Source organism: Paenibacillus castaneae (genome assembly GCF_002884445.1).
Lineage (GTDB): Bacteria > Bacillota > Bacilli > Paenibacillales > Paenibacillaceae > Pristimantibacillus > Pristimantibacillus castaneae.
This window is the reverse complement of the sequence record NZ_KZ614144.1, coordinates 5506712-5519884: the sequence shown is the minus strand read 5'-3', so window position 1 is coordinate 5519884 and position 13173 is coordinate 5506712. Positions and strand designations below refer to the sequence as shown.

General features: G+C 42.1%; 13 protein-coding genes. 10 read left to right on the top strand and 3 right to left on the bottom strand.

Going from position 1 to position 13173, the window contains the following annotated elements:
* Positions 1-67 precede the first annotated feature (67 nt).
* The 6 genes from CEF13_RS24710 (at position 68) to CEF13_RS24685 (ending at position 8878) form a co-directional block, all read left to right on the top strand.
* A complete protein-coding gene (locus tag CEF13_RS24710) occupies positions 68-1810 on the top strand; it encodes a sensor histidine kinase (RefSeq protein WP_243864761.1) in 1743 nt (580 codons plus the stop codon).
* A 5-nt stretch (positions 1811-1815) separates the two neighbouring features.
* Entirely contained in the window at positions 1816-3387 is a 1572-nt protein-coding gene (locus CEF13_RS24705) for a response regulator (protein WP_102714903.1), read from the top strand.
* Positions 3388-3608: 221 nt separating this feature from the next.
* Positions 3609-4544, top strand: a complete 936-nt coding sequence (locus CEF13_RS24700; RefSeq protein ID WP_102716546.1) for an ABC transporter permease — start codon at positions 3609-3611, stop codon at positions 4542-4544.
* A gap of 15 nt (positions 4545-4559) precedes the next feature.
* The gene (locus tag CEF13_RS24695) at positions 4560-5450 is read left to right on the top strand and encodes a carbohydrate ABC transporter permease (protein WP_102714901.1); all 891 of its coding nucleotides are present in this window, start codon (positions 4560-4562) and stop codon (positions 5448-5450) included.
* Between the two features lie 177 nt (positions 5451-5627).
* A complete protein-coding gene (locus CEF13_RS24690; RefSeq protein WP_102714899.1) occupies positions 5628-7178 on the top strand; it encodes an ABC transporter substrate-binding protein in 1551 nt (516 codons plus the stop codon).
* Between the two features lie 308 nt (positions 7179-7486).
* Positions 7487-8878: an ABC transporter substrate-binding protein gene (locus CEF13_RS24685; protein WP_102714897.1), complete on the top strand. Its 1392-nt coding sequence runs from the start codon at positions 7487-7489 to the stop codon at positions 8876-8878.
* Between the two features lie 87 nt (positions 8879-8965).
* On the opposite strand, the gene CEF13_RS24680 is transcribed toward CEF13_RS24685, so the two are convergent.
* Entirely contained in the window at positions 8966-9748 is a 783-nt protein-coding gene (locus CEF13_RS24680) for a helix-turn-helix transcriptional regulator (RefSeq protein ID WP_102714896.1), read from the bottom strand.
* A gap of 237 nt (positions 9749-9985) precedes the next feature.
* Between CEF13_RS24680 and CEF13_RS24675 the strand changes: the two genes are divergently transcribed.
* Complete coding sequence (locus CEF13_RS24675) at positions 9986-10897, top strand: polysaccharide deacetylase family protein (RefSeq protein ID WP_102714894.1); 912 nt, start codon at positions 9986-9988, stop codon at positions 10895-10897.
* A gap of 215 nt (positions 10898-11112) precedes the next feature.
* On the opposite strand, the gene CEF13_RS24670 is transcribed toward CEF13_RS24675, so the two are convergent.
* A complete protein-coding gene (locus CEF13_RS24670; protein ID WP_102714892.1) occupies positions 11113-11520 on the bottom strand; it encodes an SET domain-containing protein in 408 nt (135 codons plus the stop codon).
* Between the two features lie 195 nt (positions 11521-11715).
* On the opposite strand from CEF13_RS24670, the gene CEF13_RS24665 reads away from it, so the two are divergent.
* From CEF13_RS24665 to CEF13_RS24655, 3 genes are read left to right on the top strand one after another with little or no spacing between them, the layout of a single operon-like run.
* Positions 11716-11907 carry a hypothetical protein gene (locus tag CEF13_RS24665; protein ID WP_102714890.1) on the top strand — a complete coding sequence of 64 codons (192 nt, stop codon included), beginning with the start codon at positions 11716-11718 and terminating at the stop codon, positions 11905-11907.
* Positions 11904-12254: a hypothetical protein gene (locus tag CEF13_RS24660; RefSeq protein ID WP_102714888.1), complete on the top strand. Its 351-nt coding sequence runs from the start codon at positions 11904-11906 to the stop codon at positions 12252-12254. The genes CEF13_RS24665 and CEF13_RS24660 overlap by 4 nt, the downstream gene beginning before the upstream one ends.
* 27 nt (positions 12255-12281) lie before the next feature.
* On the top strand, positions 12282-12710 hold the full coding sequence (locus CEF13_RS24655; RefSeq protein WP_102714886.1) for a GNAT family N-acetyltransferase: 429 nt from the start codon (positions 12282-12284) through the stop codon (positions 12708-12710).
* A 43-nt stretch (positions 12711-12753) separates the two neighbouring features.
* Here the strand turns inward: CEF13_RS24655 and CEF13_RS24650 are convergent, their stop codons facing one another.
* Positions 12754-13161, bottom strand: coding sequence for a VOC family protein (locus CEF13_RS24650; RefSeq protein ID WP_102714884.1), 408 nt, complete (start codon positions 13159-13161; stop codon positions 12754-12756).
* Between the last annotated feature and the right edge of the window lie 12 nt (positions 13162-13173).

The following is a 13173-nucleotide window of genomic DNA, read 5'->3' as shown; positions in this document are numbered from 1 at the left end:
TGTCCCCGGCTATTCGTGGTATAATTTTCATTACTCATTTTTCAAGCAAAAGGGGAATAAATGGAACTTGAAGCTGATCAATCGTTCACAATTTAATTCGCTTCGCTTTAAGCTTATCTCAGGACTTATGCTCGTTATGCTGCCGATGGTTTCCTTCCTGATCTACAGCAACCAGTATTCAATTGATGTCGTACGGAATCAAGTGGCGCAATCCAACAACAATATGCTTAATCTCTATATGGGGCTTATCGACATGACGCTGGGGGATATCGATAATTACCTGCTCAAATTCGCTGCGGAGGAAACAGGGTTATACATACTCGACCGTCCACCTGAGGTCGATATCGACCGTTATAATTTGGAGCGAATTTGGCTGTTCACGGAGCTGAAAGATAATGCCACTTATTATCAAGGATTGGATTACTTCTTCGTTTACTCGCCCTTGAATCAGAATTTACTGTTTGCGCCGAAGCTGACTAGCTCTGTATATTCTGATAATGATTTTATTAAGGATGCGATTACTAATCTCATGCAAGATGAACAAGCCATGAGGAACTATCGGTACGACAAATGGTCCGTTTTTCATGTTAATGAACAGGCCTATTTGCTCCATACGATTAAAGAGGGCAACTTATATATCGGAGCAGGAGTTAATGCAGAAGATGTCATGGGGCCGCTTGATCTTCTCGACCTCGGTACCGAAGGAAGATCGCTGCTCGTTGACGGCAGTAATGCGCCGCTTCAGGACGAAGCTTTTTTTAATGAACATCACATCGATTTGGCCTATTCGTCCGATTCGTATCTTCTTACCGGCATAGACAAAAAATATTTGGTTATTGGAGAGAAGTCTAGCAAGGGTGAATTTGGCTTGGTCGCCGTCGTGCCTGATCAGAATATATTGGAGAAGCTGCCTTATTTGCAAAGAATCATACTGTTCATTGCGACAGGCTCCTTTGTAATCCTGCTTATTGCTCTTTATTTTCTACGTAAAGTGATACTTCTTCCCATTAACCGGATTGTTGTTGCCATGCGTAAAATTAAAGAGGGCTATTTTGAAGCTAGAATTCCAGACAAGCCAGCCTCAAATGAATTCGAACTGATGAACAAGACGTTCAACAGTATGGTTTCCGACATCCAGCAATTAAAAATTGACGTTTACGAGGAACAATTAAATAATCAGAAAGCGGAGCTTAAGCAGCTGCAGCTTCAAATTAATCCGCATTTTTTTCTCAATAGCTTGAATGTTGTTTATTATTTGGCCCAGGAGAAAAAGTACGAACTGATTCAGGAGCTATCCCACTCCTTGATTCGCTATTTTCGATTCATGTTCCGCAGCAATACGGTTTGCGTGCTCCTGAAAGATGAGCTAAGTCATACCGAAAGTTATTTAAATATTCAAAAATTCCGATTTCCAGACAGCTTGACGCATACGGTTTCCGTTAAGGATGAGCTGCTTGACTGCTGCATTCCGCCGTTAATCATCCAAAGCTTTGCCGAAAACACGATTAAGTACGCCATTAACACGGACGAGCCTACTCATATCGATATTAAAATCTGGCGCAGCGACGTATTTCCAGATGATAAGCTGCACATTCAAATTCGCGACTCAGGAAATGGTTTCTCTGAAGAGGTGCTGCAGCAGCTTCAGCAGGAGATCAACCTGACAAATGAAGAAGGCGAGCATATTGGGATTTGGAATGCTAGGCGCAGGCTGCGATTATTGTACGGGGATCAGGCGAGCATCGCCTTCTCTAACGATAATGGTGCCGTTATTGATATGATCATGCCTTTATCGAAAGAAATGAGGTAGAGAAGATGTACACACTTTTAATCGTGGATGATGAAGCCTTTATAGCAAATGGCATTAAATCGAGTGTGGATTGGCAAAGGCTTGGTATAGTGAATGTATTGGTGGCCAACAACCTTCGGCAAGCGAAAGAAGAGTATGGCAAACATCCGATTGATATGATGATTTGCGACATTGAGATGCCGCAGGGCAGTGGATTGGAGCTATATGAATGGGTACGGGAGCAGCACCCGCATACGGAGTGCATCTTCCTAACGTGCCACGCAGACTTTTTCTATGCGCAAAAAGCGCTTCAGCTCGGCAGCTTCGGGTATTTGTTAAAACCGGTACCGCCTGATGAATTGAAGCTTATCATGACGAAGCTAATTGAGAAAATTAGGGTGGAGCGGGAATCAGTTACGAGGGTGACAGAGCGGTTCTGGCAGGATGTGTTGAACCAAGCGATTCCTTCGAATATGGATAAAATGATGGAAGTTATTGATAAGCACAAAATCCCGTACATGAAGACAATGGAATTTCTGCCCGTCGTTATTAGCGTGCAGCACTGGGAGAAGCAGCTGAGCGCCCGTGATGCGCAAATTATGGAGTATGCGCTGCGCAACACACTGGAAGAGGTCGTCATCCAGCGCGGCACGAACGCACAGATCGTCCGAATCAATTCAGATTACCTGCTAATCGTTTTCGCACAAGATCTGCAATCATCAGAAAGCTGTGATCATTTCTACAAGGAAATCAAAAGCCGATGTCACCATTTTATCGAGGTATGCAATCAATATTTGTACTGCCACCTTTCCTGCTATATCGGTAAGTCGGTACATGCGCAAGACGTGCGGAATATGGTCGAGGCGTTGATGGCGTTTCAAAAGAACCAAGTCAATATTGTGGATCGTGTTCTTTTCCTTAACGAGAGATTGAATAAACAATCCCATATTCCATTGCCTTCTATGCATGTATGGTCAGAGCTTATTAAGCAGGGGAATAAGAAAAAACTGATTGAGGAGTCCCAGCAGTTTCTTGACTCATGGAAGCTAATCGAGAGCTTGGATGCCAAAGGCCTACAGCAGTTTTATCAAAGCTTCCTGCAGATGGTTCTTCATACGCTGCAGCAGCAAGGGCTGCGGGCAGATGAGATTTTATCGGAGCATTTATCACCAGAGCGTATTCTGTCAGCTACTCGAAGCGTGAAGGATCTACAGGTTTGGGTGAGGGATGTGCTTGAGAAAGCGCTCGTTCATATTCAAGGGTTGGATTCTAGCGAGTCAGTTGTGGAGAAAACCAAGCGGTACATCGCGCTTCACATTGATCAGGAGCTTTCAAGACAGTACATCGCTGATTATATTGGCCTAAGTCCAGACTATATCGTTAAATTGTTCAAGAAAGAAACGGGTCTTTCGATATCTGACCATATTCTAAAGGAACGGATCCATTTAGCGAAGGAACTGCTGGCCATGACCGACACAACGATCAGCAACGTTGCGCTGGCGGTTGGCTTCTCTAACTTCTCCTATTTTTCCACGCTGTTTAAAAAAGAAGTATCGATGACTCCCCAGGATTATCGCAAATGCTGTCCGTCGAAATAAGTGGTGCCGTTAGAAGTATAATTCATACTTCTAACGGCATTTTTTCTGTTACGATCATGTCGGAAACTCAAAAGTTCGATGTCGGATTCTTAGTAGTTGATGTATTTGCTTTGCGCTAGTATTAGACCAAGCAAGAAAATACTTATAGCCGAAGGTGGTTGGGACCCGTGCAAGCAAACTCTGAGACGTCAACCCTGAATTCGAAGCAGGTCTCATTGAAGATGAAGAAGAAAGCAGCATTCGCATTGGAGATGAGGAAGGTAAAGAAATACAGAGCACTGGTGCTCATGGCGCTGCCCGGTCTTCTGTACCTGCTAATTAACAACTATTTGCCGATGCTCGGCATCGTCATCGCGTTTAAGGACATCAATTTCGCAAAAGGCATTATGGGCAGTGACTGGATTGGATTTAAAAATTTCGAGTATTTGTTTAAAACGACCGATGCTTATATCATTACAAGGAATACGCTGCTTTATAACGTTACTTTCATTGTGTTGAATACCGTAATTGCTATAGCGCTTGCGATTATGCTTAATGAAATTCGCAAACGTTATTTATCGAGAATATACCAGACGCTGATCCTGCTTCCTTTCTTGATCTCAATGGTCATTGTCGGCTATCTGGTGCTCGGTTTCCTTGATGTTGAGAACGGGTTCATGAACAAAACGCTGCTGCCATTGATGGGTTTAGACTCCATTTCTTGGTACAGTGAAACGAAATATTGGCCATGGATTCTGACCCTCGTGAGCGTCTGGAAAGGCGTAGGCAATTTGTGCATCATTTATTTAGCTTCCATCATCGGCATCGATAATGAGTATTACGAAGCAGCAACAATTGACGGAGCTAACAGATGGCAGCAAATTATAAAGATTACACTACCGCTTGTTTCTCCGGTTATAACGATTATGACTTTGCTAGCGATAGGGAGAATATTCTACTCCGACTTCGGGTTGTTCTTCCAGGTTCCGCTTAACACGGGCGCGCTTATGCCGGTTACGAACACGATCGATACATATGTGTATCGCGCATTAATTAATCTTGGCGACATTGGGATGTCCTCTGCTGCCGGCTTGTACCAGGCACTTGTCGGATTTGTTCTAGTTATCCTATCCAATGCAGTCGTAAGAAAATACAACAAGGACAACGCATTGTTCTAGAAAGGGAGAGACTCTATGCAATCAACGGGTAAGCTGTATCAATGGATAATTAATATTATTATGCTGGTTTTCACCTTTTTCTGTGTCATGCCGTTCTGGCTGTTGTTCTCCTCCTCTCTTACGGAAGATATGGAGCTTGTCCGCAGCGGGTACGCCTTTTTTCCTAATAAAATTAGCTTCTCCGCATACAGCTATTTGTGGAACAGCTCTTCGGAAATATTCCGTGCTTACAGCATCACCGTTATATCAACTGTCTTGGGCACAGCACTGGGATTGACGCTTACAGCTATGGTAGCGTATCCGCTTTCGCGGCTTGAAATGCCGTTCCGTAATTCGCTCGCATTTTACGTGTTTTTTACGATGCTGTTTAACGGAGGCCTTGTGCCAACCTATTTGCTTTATACGAATTATTTTGATTTAAAAAATACGATACTGGCTTTGATCATACCAGGCTTACTGATGAATGGATTTTATATCATCCTCATGCGGACCTTTTTCGCAAGCTCTATTCCGCCAGCTATTATCGAATCGGCCTACATCGACGGAGCGAAGGAATGGAAAATTTTCTATCGAATCATATTGCCGCTGTCAACGCCGGTGCTGGCTACGGTAGGCTTGTTCTATACGATCATGTATTGGAATGACTGGTTTAACGGTTTGATTTATTTAACAGATTCTCATTACTACAGTCTTCAGAACTTGTTGAACCGCATTTTGCTGGATGTTCAGTTTTTACAAAATTCAACTCAATCAGGCGGCCGAGGCGCTGAGATTGCCGCGAAAATCCCCCTTGCATCCATGCGGATGGCGATGGCCGCTATAGGGGTAATCCCGTTATTGATCGCCTATCCATTCTTCCAGAAGTATTTCGTGAAGGGACTGACGATTGGTGCTGTTAAGGGATAAGAATAATTGCTAGTAATCAAGACGACTTGATAATATTCTGCTAGACTTTCCAAATATAATGATTTTCAACGGAAAATCGAAAATGGAATGTCGGAAATCTGATAGATGGGTCGTATATTTTCAACTATTCTACTAAGAGTACGCGCTTTAATTACTATAAACAGGGAGGTCATAGAAATGATAAAAAATAAAAAAGTGGCAAAAGCATTTCTCATCTTAGCGTTGGCATTCACCATGTTAATTACTGCATGCGGCAATGGGGGCAAAAACAGCACCAATTCAGGGAAAGCTGGAGCAGCGGCAGACGGAGGAAGCGGCAACGGCAGCGCAGCATTGAAGCCCGTTGAGCTCGTGATGGTATTTCCTGTTGGCGGCGAACCAAAGGATATGAAGCTGGTCTCGGACGAAATTAATAAATTAACGAAGGAAAAAATTAATGCGACCGTAAAGCTCGTTCCGATCGGCTTTGGTGCTTGGTCTCAACAAAAAACGCTGATGATGTCGGGCAATGAGCAGATCGACCTAATCGTAAGCGGTCTCGGAACCTACAGCCAGGATGTAGCTAAAGGGCAGCTTCTTGAGCTTGACAATTATTTAGCGGAACAAGGGCAAGGAATTACGGAAGCACTTGATTCCCTTGATCCGGCGTTCTTAAATGCAACAAGAATCAACAGCAAAATTTACGGCGTTCCGAGCATCAGGGATTTGGCTGCAGACTATGGAATCACAATGCGGAAAGATTTGGTTGATAAATATAACATAGACACGACCGCGATTAAATCGCTAGACGATTTGGACGCTGTATTCAAAATAATTAAGGACAATGAGCCGGGCATCATTCCAACGGTCAAGTACTTAACTTCTATAATTGATATTTACGTTAATAGTTTCTTTGATAACTTGGGTGAAGGATTGGGCGTTCTTCCAGGCTATGACAACAATCTTCAGGTCGTCAATATGTATGAGACACCGGAATACGCAGAAATGCTGAATACGGTCAGAAGATGGAATCTAGCAGGCTATATTGCCAAGGACGCCGCTACAAGCACCGAGACACAATACAATTTGGTTAAATCGGGCAAAGCTTTCTCGTTCATATCCCATATGAAGCCAGGCATTGAAAGTCAAGAATCGAGGTCAACAAGCAAGGAAATGGTGTCTATACATTTCAGACCTGCAGCTACAGCAACATACAACATTACTTCGATTATGTGGAGTATTGCAAGAAACTCGAAGGATCCCGAGAGAGCAATGATGCTGCTCAATCTAATGTACACCGATAAACAATTCATTAATCTGCTGGACTATGGTATTGAAGATACACATTACGTGAAAGTGTCCGACAACGTCATCGATTACCCGAAAGGTGTTGATGCAACGAATTCTGGATATAACCTGCAAATGGGATGGATGTTCGGCAATCAGTTCTTGTCCCACATATGGAACGGGGATGATACGGAGCTTTGGAATCAGCTGGCAGAATTTAATAGAAATGCCATAAAATCGAAAGCGCTGGGCTTCACCTTTAATGCTGATGCCGTCAAAACCGAAATAGCAGCGGTAACGAACGTTCAGAATCAATATAAAGTTGCTTTGGAGACGGGGACTGTAGATCCGGTGTCCAAACTGCCTGAATTCAATAAACAATTGAAAGCAGCGGGAATTGACAAGATCATCGCTGAGAAACAGAAGCAGCTGGATGCATGGGCGGCTGCAAGCAAAAAATAATTAGACAACGCTGCCTGAACCATCTGGACATACTATATATCATTTACATGAAGCAACACAATGCGACTCACTATCGCATTGTGTTTTTTTTCGATCTCACATGGGCAGGATGTATTCTTTAAAAGTTACAAATAGTTTTTAATTCCTCTATAGTTCGTAATCATGAGTAGTTATATCATATTCAATGTAGTGGCTCATCAATGATCAGTTTCGCGCGAATAGCAACCAAGCAACCATTGAAGCGAATCGATTTCGTTTTGAAAGCGCTACACGTGTTGGGTGTAACCAATTGCTAAGGGGGAAAATTCATGTGGAAGCGTAAAACAATGCTGCTGTTCTGTAGTCTGATTTTGATACTTATGGCGGCATGCAGCAGTGGTTCAGGCGGAGGTAAAAACAGTAATGGAACCGGGAATGATGACGGAAGCACGCCTGCTGCGTCGAATGCGACGGAAAACGGAAAAAACGAATCAACTGGAGAAGAAGAATTGAGCGGTACACCAGAAATGGATTTCGATATGGGTGGCCGGACGATCAAGTGGGTATCCTGGTACGATGAGTCGATTAAGGGAGACAACCCAGACAGCATTAAGATGAAGGAAAATCTTGATGCTTTAATGAAAAAACACAATTTCAAAGTGGAATACGTTGTTGTCGATTACGGAGAATATCAAGAGAAATTAACGGCTTCATTGGCAGCAGGAGCGCCGATCGGCGATATTATTCGAGTAGCTAGGCCATGGATGATTCCAGGACTGGTTAAACAAGGCTTGTTCACGCCAGTGGATGAATACACGAAAAATGAGAAAGTGTTCATTCAGCAATATACGAACGAGTACTCTCAGTTCGAAGGAAGAGGTTATGGATTTAGGGCAGGTATTAACGGCGCATCATCGGGCATCTTCTATAACCGCACTTTGATGAATCAATTGGGTTTAAAGTCGTTGCAGGAATATGTGAAGGAAGAAAACTGGAATTGGGATAATTTCATACAGGTTGCGAAAGAAGCGAACAAAGATACGAATAACGATGGCAAACTCGATGTATGGGGGCTAGCTAGCGCTTCGATTCTTATTCAAGCCATGGCTGCGAATGAAGCGAATCTAGTAATGGAAGATAAGCAAAACCTCGAGGATCCCAAAACGTTGGAAGTATTGAACTTCTTGTCACGACTCGCAACCGAGTCCGTCGCCAGACCTACGGAAGGCGGAGATTGGACTGAGCCAGGTCAATTTTTCCGCCAAGGCAACACGTTAATGATTGCAAGCAACGATTATGAAATGGAAAATTTCAAAAAGGATATGCCGGATATTGACATTGGGTTCCTGCCATTTCCTAAAGGGCCTAGCGCTACTCAATATAACTCCCATAATACGATTCCAAACTACTTGACGATTCCTAGCGTAGTCGAAAACCCTGAGCAGTTGGTTTATATTTATGAGAAGATCAACGATATCGATTCAATCTATGACTATCCGAAGCAATCAAGGTTCGAAACGTTATTCAGCAACATGGACGATCTCAATAATGCGAAGATGGCGGGAGAGAGCATCAAAGTTATCGAGGGCAAAGACGGGTATCCTTCCATGCCGTATTACGAATTTGTTGGAGAAGTACTGGAAGGCATTTCGGTATCGACCGTCGTCGAGAAATATAAAGTGCCGTTCCAGGCAGCAGTAGACGAAATTTGGCAAAAGTAACAACAACATATAAATGATCAGCAATCCCCTCTAACCGATTAAGATTAGAGGGGATTGCAATATTCTAGATGATTGCGGCGAGACATATTAAAGCTTTTTAGCAATTGAAGGAGGATATCCTTTCATTTCCTTGAAAACTTTGCTGAAATAGGATATATCATGAAAGCCGCAACGTTCAGCGGCTTCTCTCACCGTAAAGTCGCCAATGGATAGCATGGCTTCGGCGTTGTTGATGCGAATTCGTTGTAAATATTTCTTGTAGCTCGAACCGGTGTTCTCTTTAAATAATTTACCTATGTAGACGGGGTGAAGGTTTAACTTTTCCGCCAAATCGTTAATTGTAATATCTTCCGAATAATGATCAGCAATGAAGCTGGTTAGTTTTTTAATCCGTGTATCGGTTCCAGTCGTCGATTGCCGATTAAAGTTGCTGAGCAGACGGTGGAGGATGAGTTCGAACAATGCTCGAGCTTGTATCATGTAAAACGGTTGCTTACTCATCCAGACCTGGTTGAATTCACGAATGTAGCCAATAATTTCCTTGGTAATTACTTTCTTCGTGATGACTCCGAACGGAAGATGGACATGATTATGCGGTTCAGCCCATAAGAAATTGAAGGGATACGCTTTCATAGTACAACCCCAGAAAGTATTGGCTTCTCGGACACTGCCCTCCGGAACGTAGACAAGATCTCCAGCTTCTACGGAGAATTTTTCTCCGTTAATGAAATAATTGGCCTTGCCCTCAATTACAAAAGTGAGATCATGAAAGTCAATTGTTGTCTTCTGAATCTTCCAATCCGGATAACATCTTCGGTCTGCAAATAGAAAGACATGGGGTACAAGATATGGATGATACTCAAGCTCCAAAATAATTCGCCTCCTTTAATATTATATTAATGTCATATTTTTCATTTACAACCAGTCAAATGATAGGTATTTTCTTTTCTGCTACTAATTCATATTCTATTGATAATTCACTATATTTTTAAAGCAAGAATATAAAGCTGCTGTTAGTTGGTAAACAAGGCCAAACATGATGACATGTATGCATCGCTGTTCTTATCAAAACAGATTACAAGTATTTATATATAGGAGGTCAGTTTCATGTTCGAAGAATTTGGTTTTTCATCAGGCGACCGATTGTTGATTATTAATGCAGATGATTTCGGATTGACTAAGGCGACCAACCAAGCTGTTATTCATTTGTTCGAGCAAGCTGCTATTACTTCTACATCTATAATGATGCCATGTTCCGCTGCTAAGGAAGCAGCGCTTATTGGTTCACAGAGGAATCTAAGCAGCATCGGTATACATCTTACCCTAACAAGTAACGAAAAATATTCATTTAAGCCGCTGTATCAGCAAAAAGTGCTTGAAAGCTTAACGACTGCAGATGGTTATTTCCATCATAACGCTTCTCTTGTAGAACAAAATGCAGATCCCGAAGACGTGAGAGCGGAGTTGGATGCACAAATTCAAAGCGCTATGCGCTTAGGCATTGATCCCACTCATCTGGATAACCATGGGGGCAGCATAATGGGACTACACCATGGTCGTGATTTTCTGGAGATCGCTTTCGATTTGTGTGAGAAGTACCGACTGCCTTTTCTTTTGCCTCTGAAAATTGTAGAGCAGCCCTATTTCAGCAGCAATCAGAAGGAAATATTCCGTAAAAGAATAGATACTGCTAAGAGTCGAGGCATACTGTTAATTGATGATTTAGTTAGTCTTCCTTATCAGCTTAGCGATGAAGAGGGCTACGAGGATCTAAAGAACCAATTAATCGAGCTTCTAAAAAATCTAAAACCAGGAATCACGCAATGGACTGTTCATCCCTCTATCGTTACAGACGAGCTAAAAGCCGTAACTCCTCATTTCCGTGAGAGAGAACTGGAATATCGACTACTGATGGATCCTGAGATTAAAAGTATAATTGATAGTGAGAACATTCAGCTTGTATCGTGGAAAAACATAAGGGATCTACAGCGGAAGATGGACAAGACTTCTGGTGGTTGAAAGCTGGAACGGGAATGAAAGCCAATTGTCTGAATTTCAAAAAAGTGAAATTGCGCACGCAGTCGAGCTCATTTAGCAGGCGCTGCCCTTTGATGGCTGTGATATACACATATAAGAAGATCTTTTAAATGTGGTTTCAGACCCTTGTGGATTAATAAAAAACAGACTGTCATCAAGTGATGGCAGTCTGTTCTAATCATGTAGAAGGTATAAGATTAATTGTTTTCATCTTTGTTGTCTTCTTTTTTCTCTTCATTGAACCATAAGGGATCATCACAATCGACTTCACCATTATAGTTGATTAGTATTTCATCTCCAGCCTTAATATCTGTATAGGCATAGAAGTCAACCGTATGGTTGTCAAAGTTTATTTCATAATCCGCATTGGGCTCGTAGGAATGGTTAAACAGCATGCCATATCCTAGAAGGAGGGCGGTGTGGTTAGCTCCATATTCAAACACATAGTCAGCAAGAAATGTTTTCTCTATAAAAACATGTTCCTCATTGAGATAAGGAATGACAGGTGCTTCATGGATAAGGTCGCCTTTTGCGATATCTTGTTTTGCAAATACTCCTCTATTGAACTCTCCATCACTAAGCTTAGAAGTTTTGATCTCAATCATTTTAGTCACCTGCGCGTTTTCTTTAGTATATGAAGCCTTTATTTATAAAGTATTCCTGAGCAGTAAGGATGAAAGTCTTCATTTTAACTCACCGCTGGTCATATGGCAATATATCGATAAAGTATTCCGTGCAAATAAACGCTGGACAATCTTAGGTGGACCATTAGAAATACCCCTTAAGGAGTGAAAAATTTCATGATGAACAGCAGGCTTATTATCGTTGACGGAATGCCAGGCTCAGGCAAATCGACAACAGCAAGCTTTATATCTGATAGCTTAACCGCTCTTCATATCAAAAATAAGCTATTTCTTGAAACAAGCCCACATAATCCGTTATTTATTAATACACCTGCTATTGATTCATTAAGCTCTGATGAGGAATTGTGAGTGTTGCTCTTTTTAAAGGGATGAAGGAAAACAAGGTCAAGGCATTAGCCAAAAGAATAATAGAAATTATTTATTCCATGAATCCCATATTTATTTATTATTTTCAAGTAAACGTGGAGGGGAATTGGAGATGGATTTGTGATGTGCGCGGATCGGAATTTGCCAAAGTATGCGGCCTGCACTCAGATGCTGATTTCCAAAGAGCAGCCGAAGGCTGGTCCTATACACAAGACTTATTCTGTGAACTCTTAAAGGAGTGGGCAATTCCGACGAAAATAATCAGGAACGTTGATTATAACTGGGACGAATACATGAAGGAGATAAGTGAATTTTTATTTCAAGTCTAATAAAACAATTAAACGTAGGGGGCTACTATGACAGCGAACATGGATATTACTTTAGGGAGTAAAGAAGAGAGCGAATATGTAAGGAGAAAACTAATTGAGTTTAATGCGAAGCATGTTCCTGAGCACTTGCAGTCTCGCTATGAGGAAATAAACCTGACCGTAAAAGATGAAGACGGCACCATCGTTGGCGGATTGCTCAGCGTCCTTTGCTGGAACTGGATTGAGGTTGATATCCTGTGGCTGAATGAATCGAAACGAGGATTAGGCTACGGCACTCGCCTTTTAGATGAAATTGAACATATTGGGAAAGAGAAACAATGTACGTTTATTAAGCTGAACACCTTCAGCTTCCAAGCACCTGATTTTTATGTTAAGAACGGTTATAAAGAAATCGCTATTATAGAAGAAGCGCCGACAGGAAGCAGGCATTATTATTTCAAAAAAGATATTTCGTAAACGAAAATAAAAAAGGCTGCATGGCAGCCTTTTTTATTTTCATTTACTCGCGGCAAATCATCAATTTATTTCCGTCAGGGTCTTTCACCACGAACCAATGATCATGTTCGATTTCTGTTACAAGCTCGACACCCAGTTCCTTCATATATGCTAAAGAGCCATGCAGGTCATGGGTAAGAAACATAAATGCAGGCGTTTGGATGGTAGGAGCTCCTTCAGGCTCTTGGCCTCCCCACATGGGCATGGTGTCCAGAATGATTCCAGTACCTTGCATTGGAAGCGGGCATAGGTGATCATTCATAATTTGACAATCTGCTTCCTGAAAGCCTAGAACGCGGCAATACCAGTTTCGAGCCTCCTTAATATTTCGTACCGGAATAAATACACTGCCTATCTTGTTCATTATTGGGCTTTGTTTAGTAGAACCAGCTGTAGATTGTTGTTCGTTCATTTGAATCCCTCC

Excerpts from the sequence above, each read along its gene's own strand:
- CEF13_RS24705 (WP_102714903.1), top strand. The coding sequence starts at position 1,816 with ATGTACACACTTTTAATCGTGGATGATGAAGCCTTTATAGCAAATGGC.
- CEF13_RS24700 (WP_102716546.1), top strand. The coding sequence starts at position 3,609 with ATGAAGAAGAAAGCAGCATTCGCATTGGAGATGAGGAAGGTAAAGAAA.
- CEF13_RS24695 (WP_102714901.1), top strand. The coding sequence starts at position 4,560 with ATGCAATCAACGGGTAAGCTGTATCAATGGATAATTAATATTATTATG.
- CEF13_RS24690 (WP_102714899.1), top strand. The coding sequence starts at position 5,628 with ATGATAAAAAATAAAAAAGTGGCAAAAGCATTTCTCATCTTAGCGTTG.
- CEF13_RS24685 (WP_102714897.1), top strand. The coding sequence starts at position 7,487 with ATGTGGAAGCGTAAAACAATGCTGCTGTTCTGTAGTCTGATTTTGATA.
- CEF13_RS24675 (WP_102714894.1), top strand. The coding sequence starts at position 9,986 with ATGTTCGAAGAATTTGGTTTTTCATCAGGCGACCGATTGTTGATTATT.
- CEF13_RS24670 (WP_102714892.1), bottom strand. The coding sequence starts at position 11,520 with ATGATTGAGATCAAAACTTCTAAGCTTAGTGATGGAGAGTTCAATAGA.
- CEF13_RS24665 (WP_102714890.1), top strand. The coding sequence starts at position 11,716 with ATGATGAACAGCAGGCTTATTATCGTTGACGGAATGCCAGGCTCAGGC.
- CEF13_RS24655 (WP_102714886.1), top strand. The coding sequence starts at position 12,282 with ATGACAGCGAACATGGATATTACTTTAGGGAGTAAAGAAGAGAGCGAA.
- CEF13_RS24650 (WP_102714884.1), bottom strand. The coding sequence starts at position 13,161 with ATGAACGAACAACAATCTACAGCTGGTTCTACTAAACAAAGCCCAATA.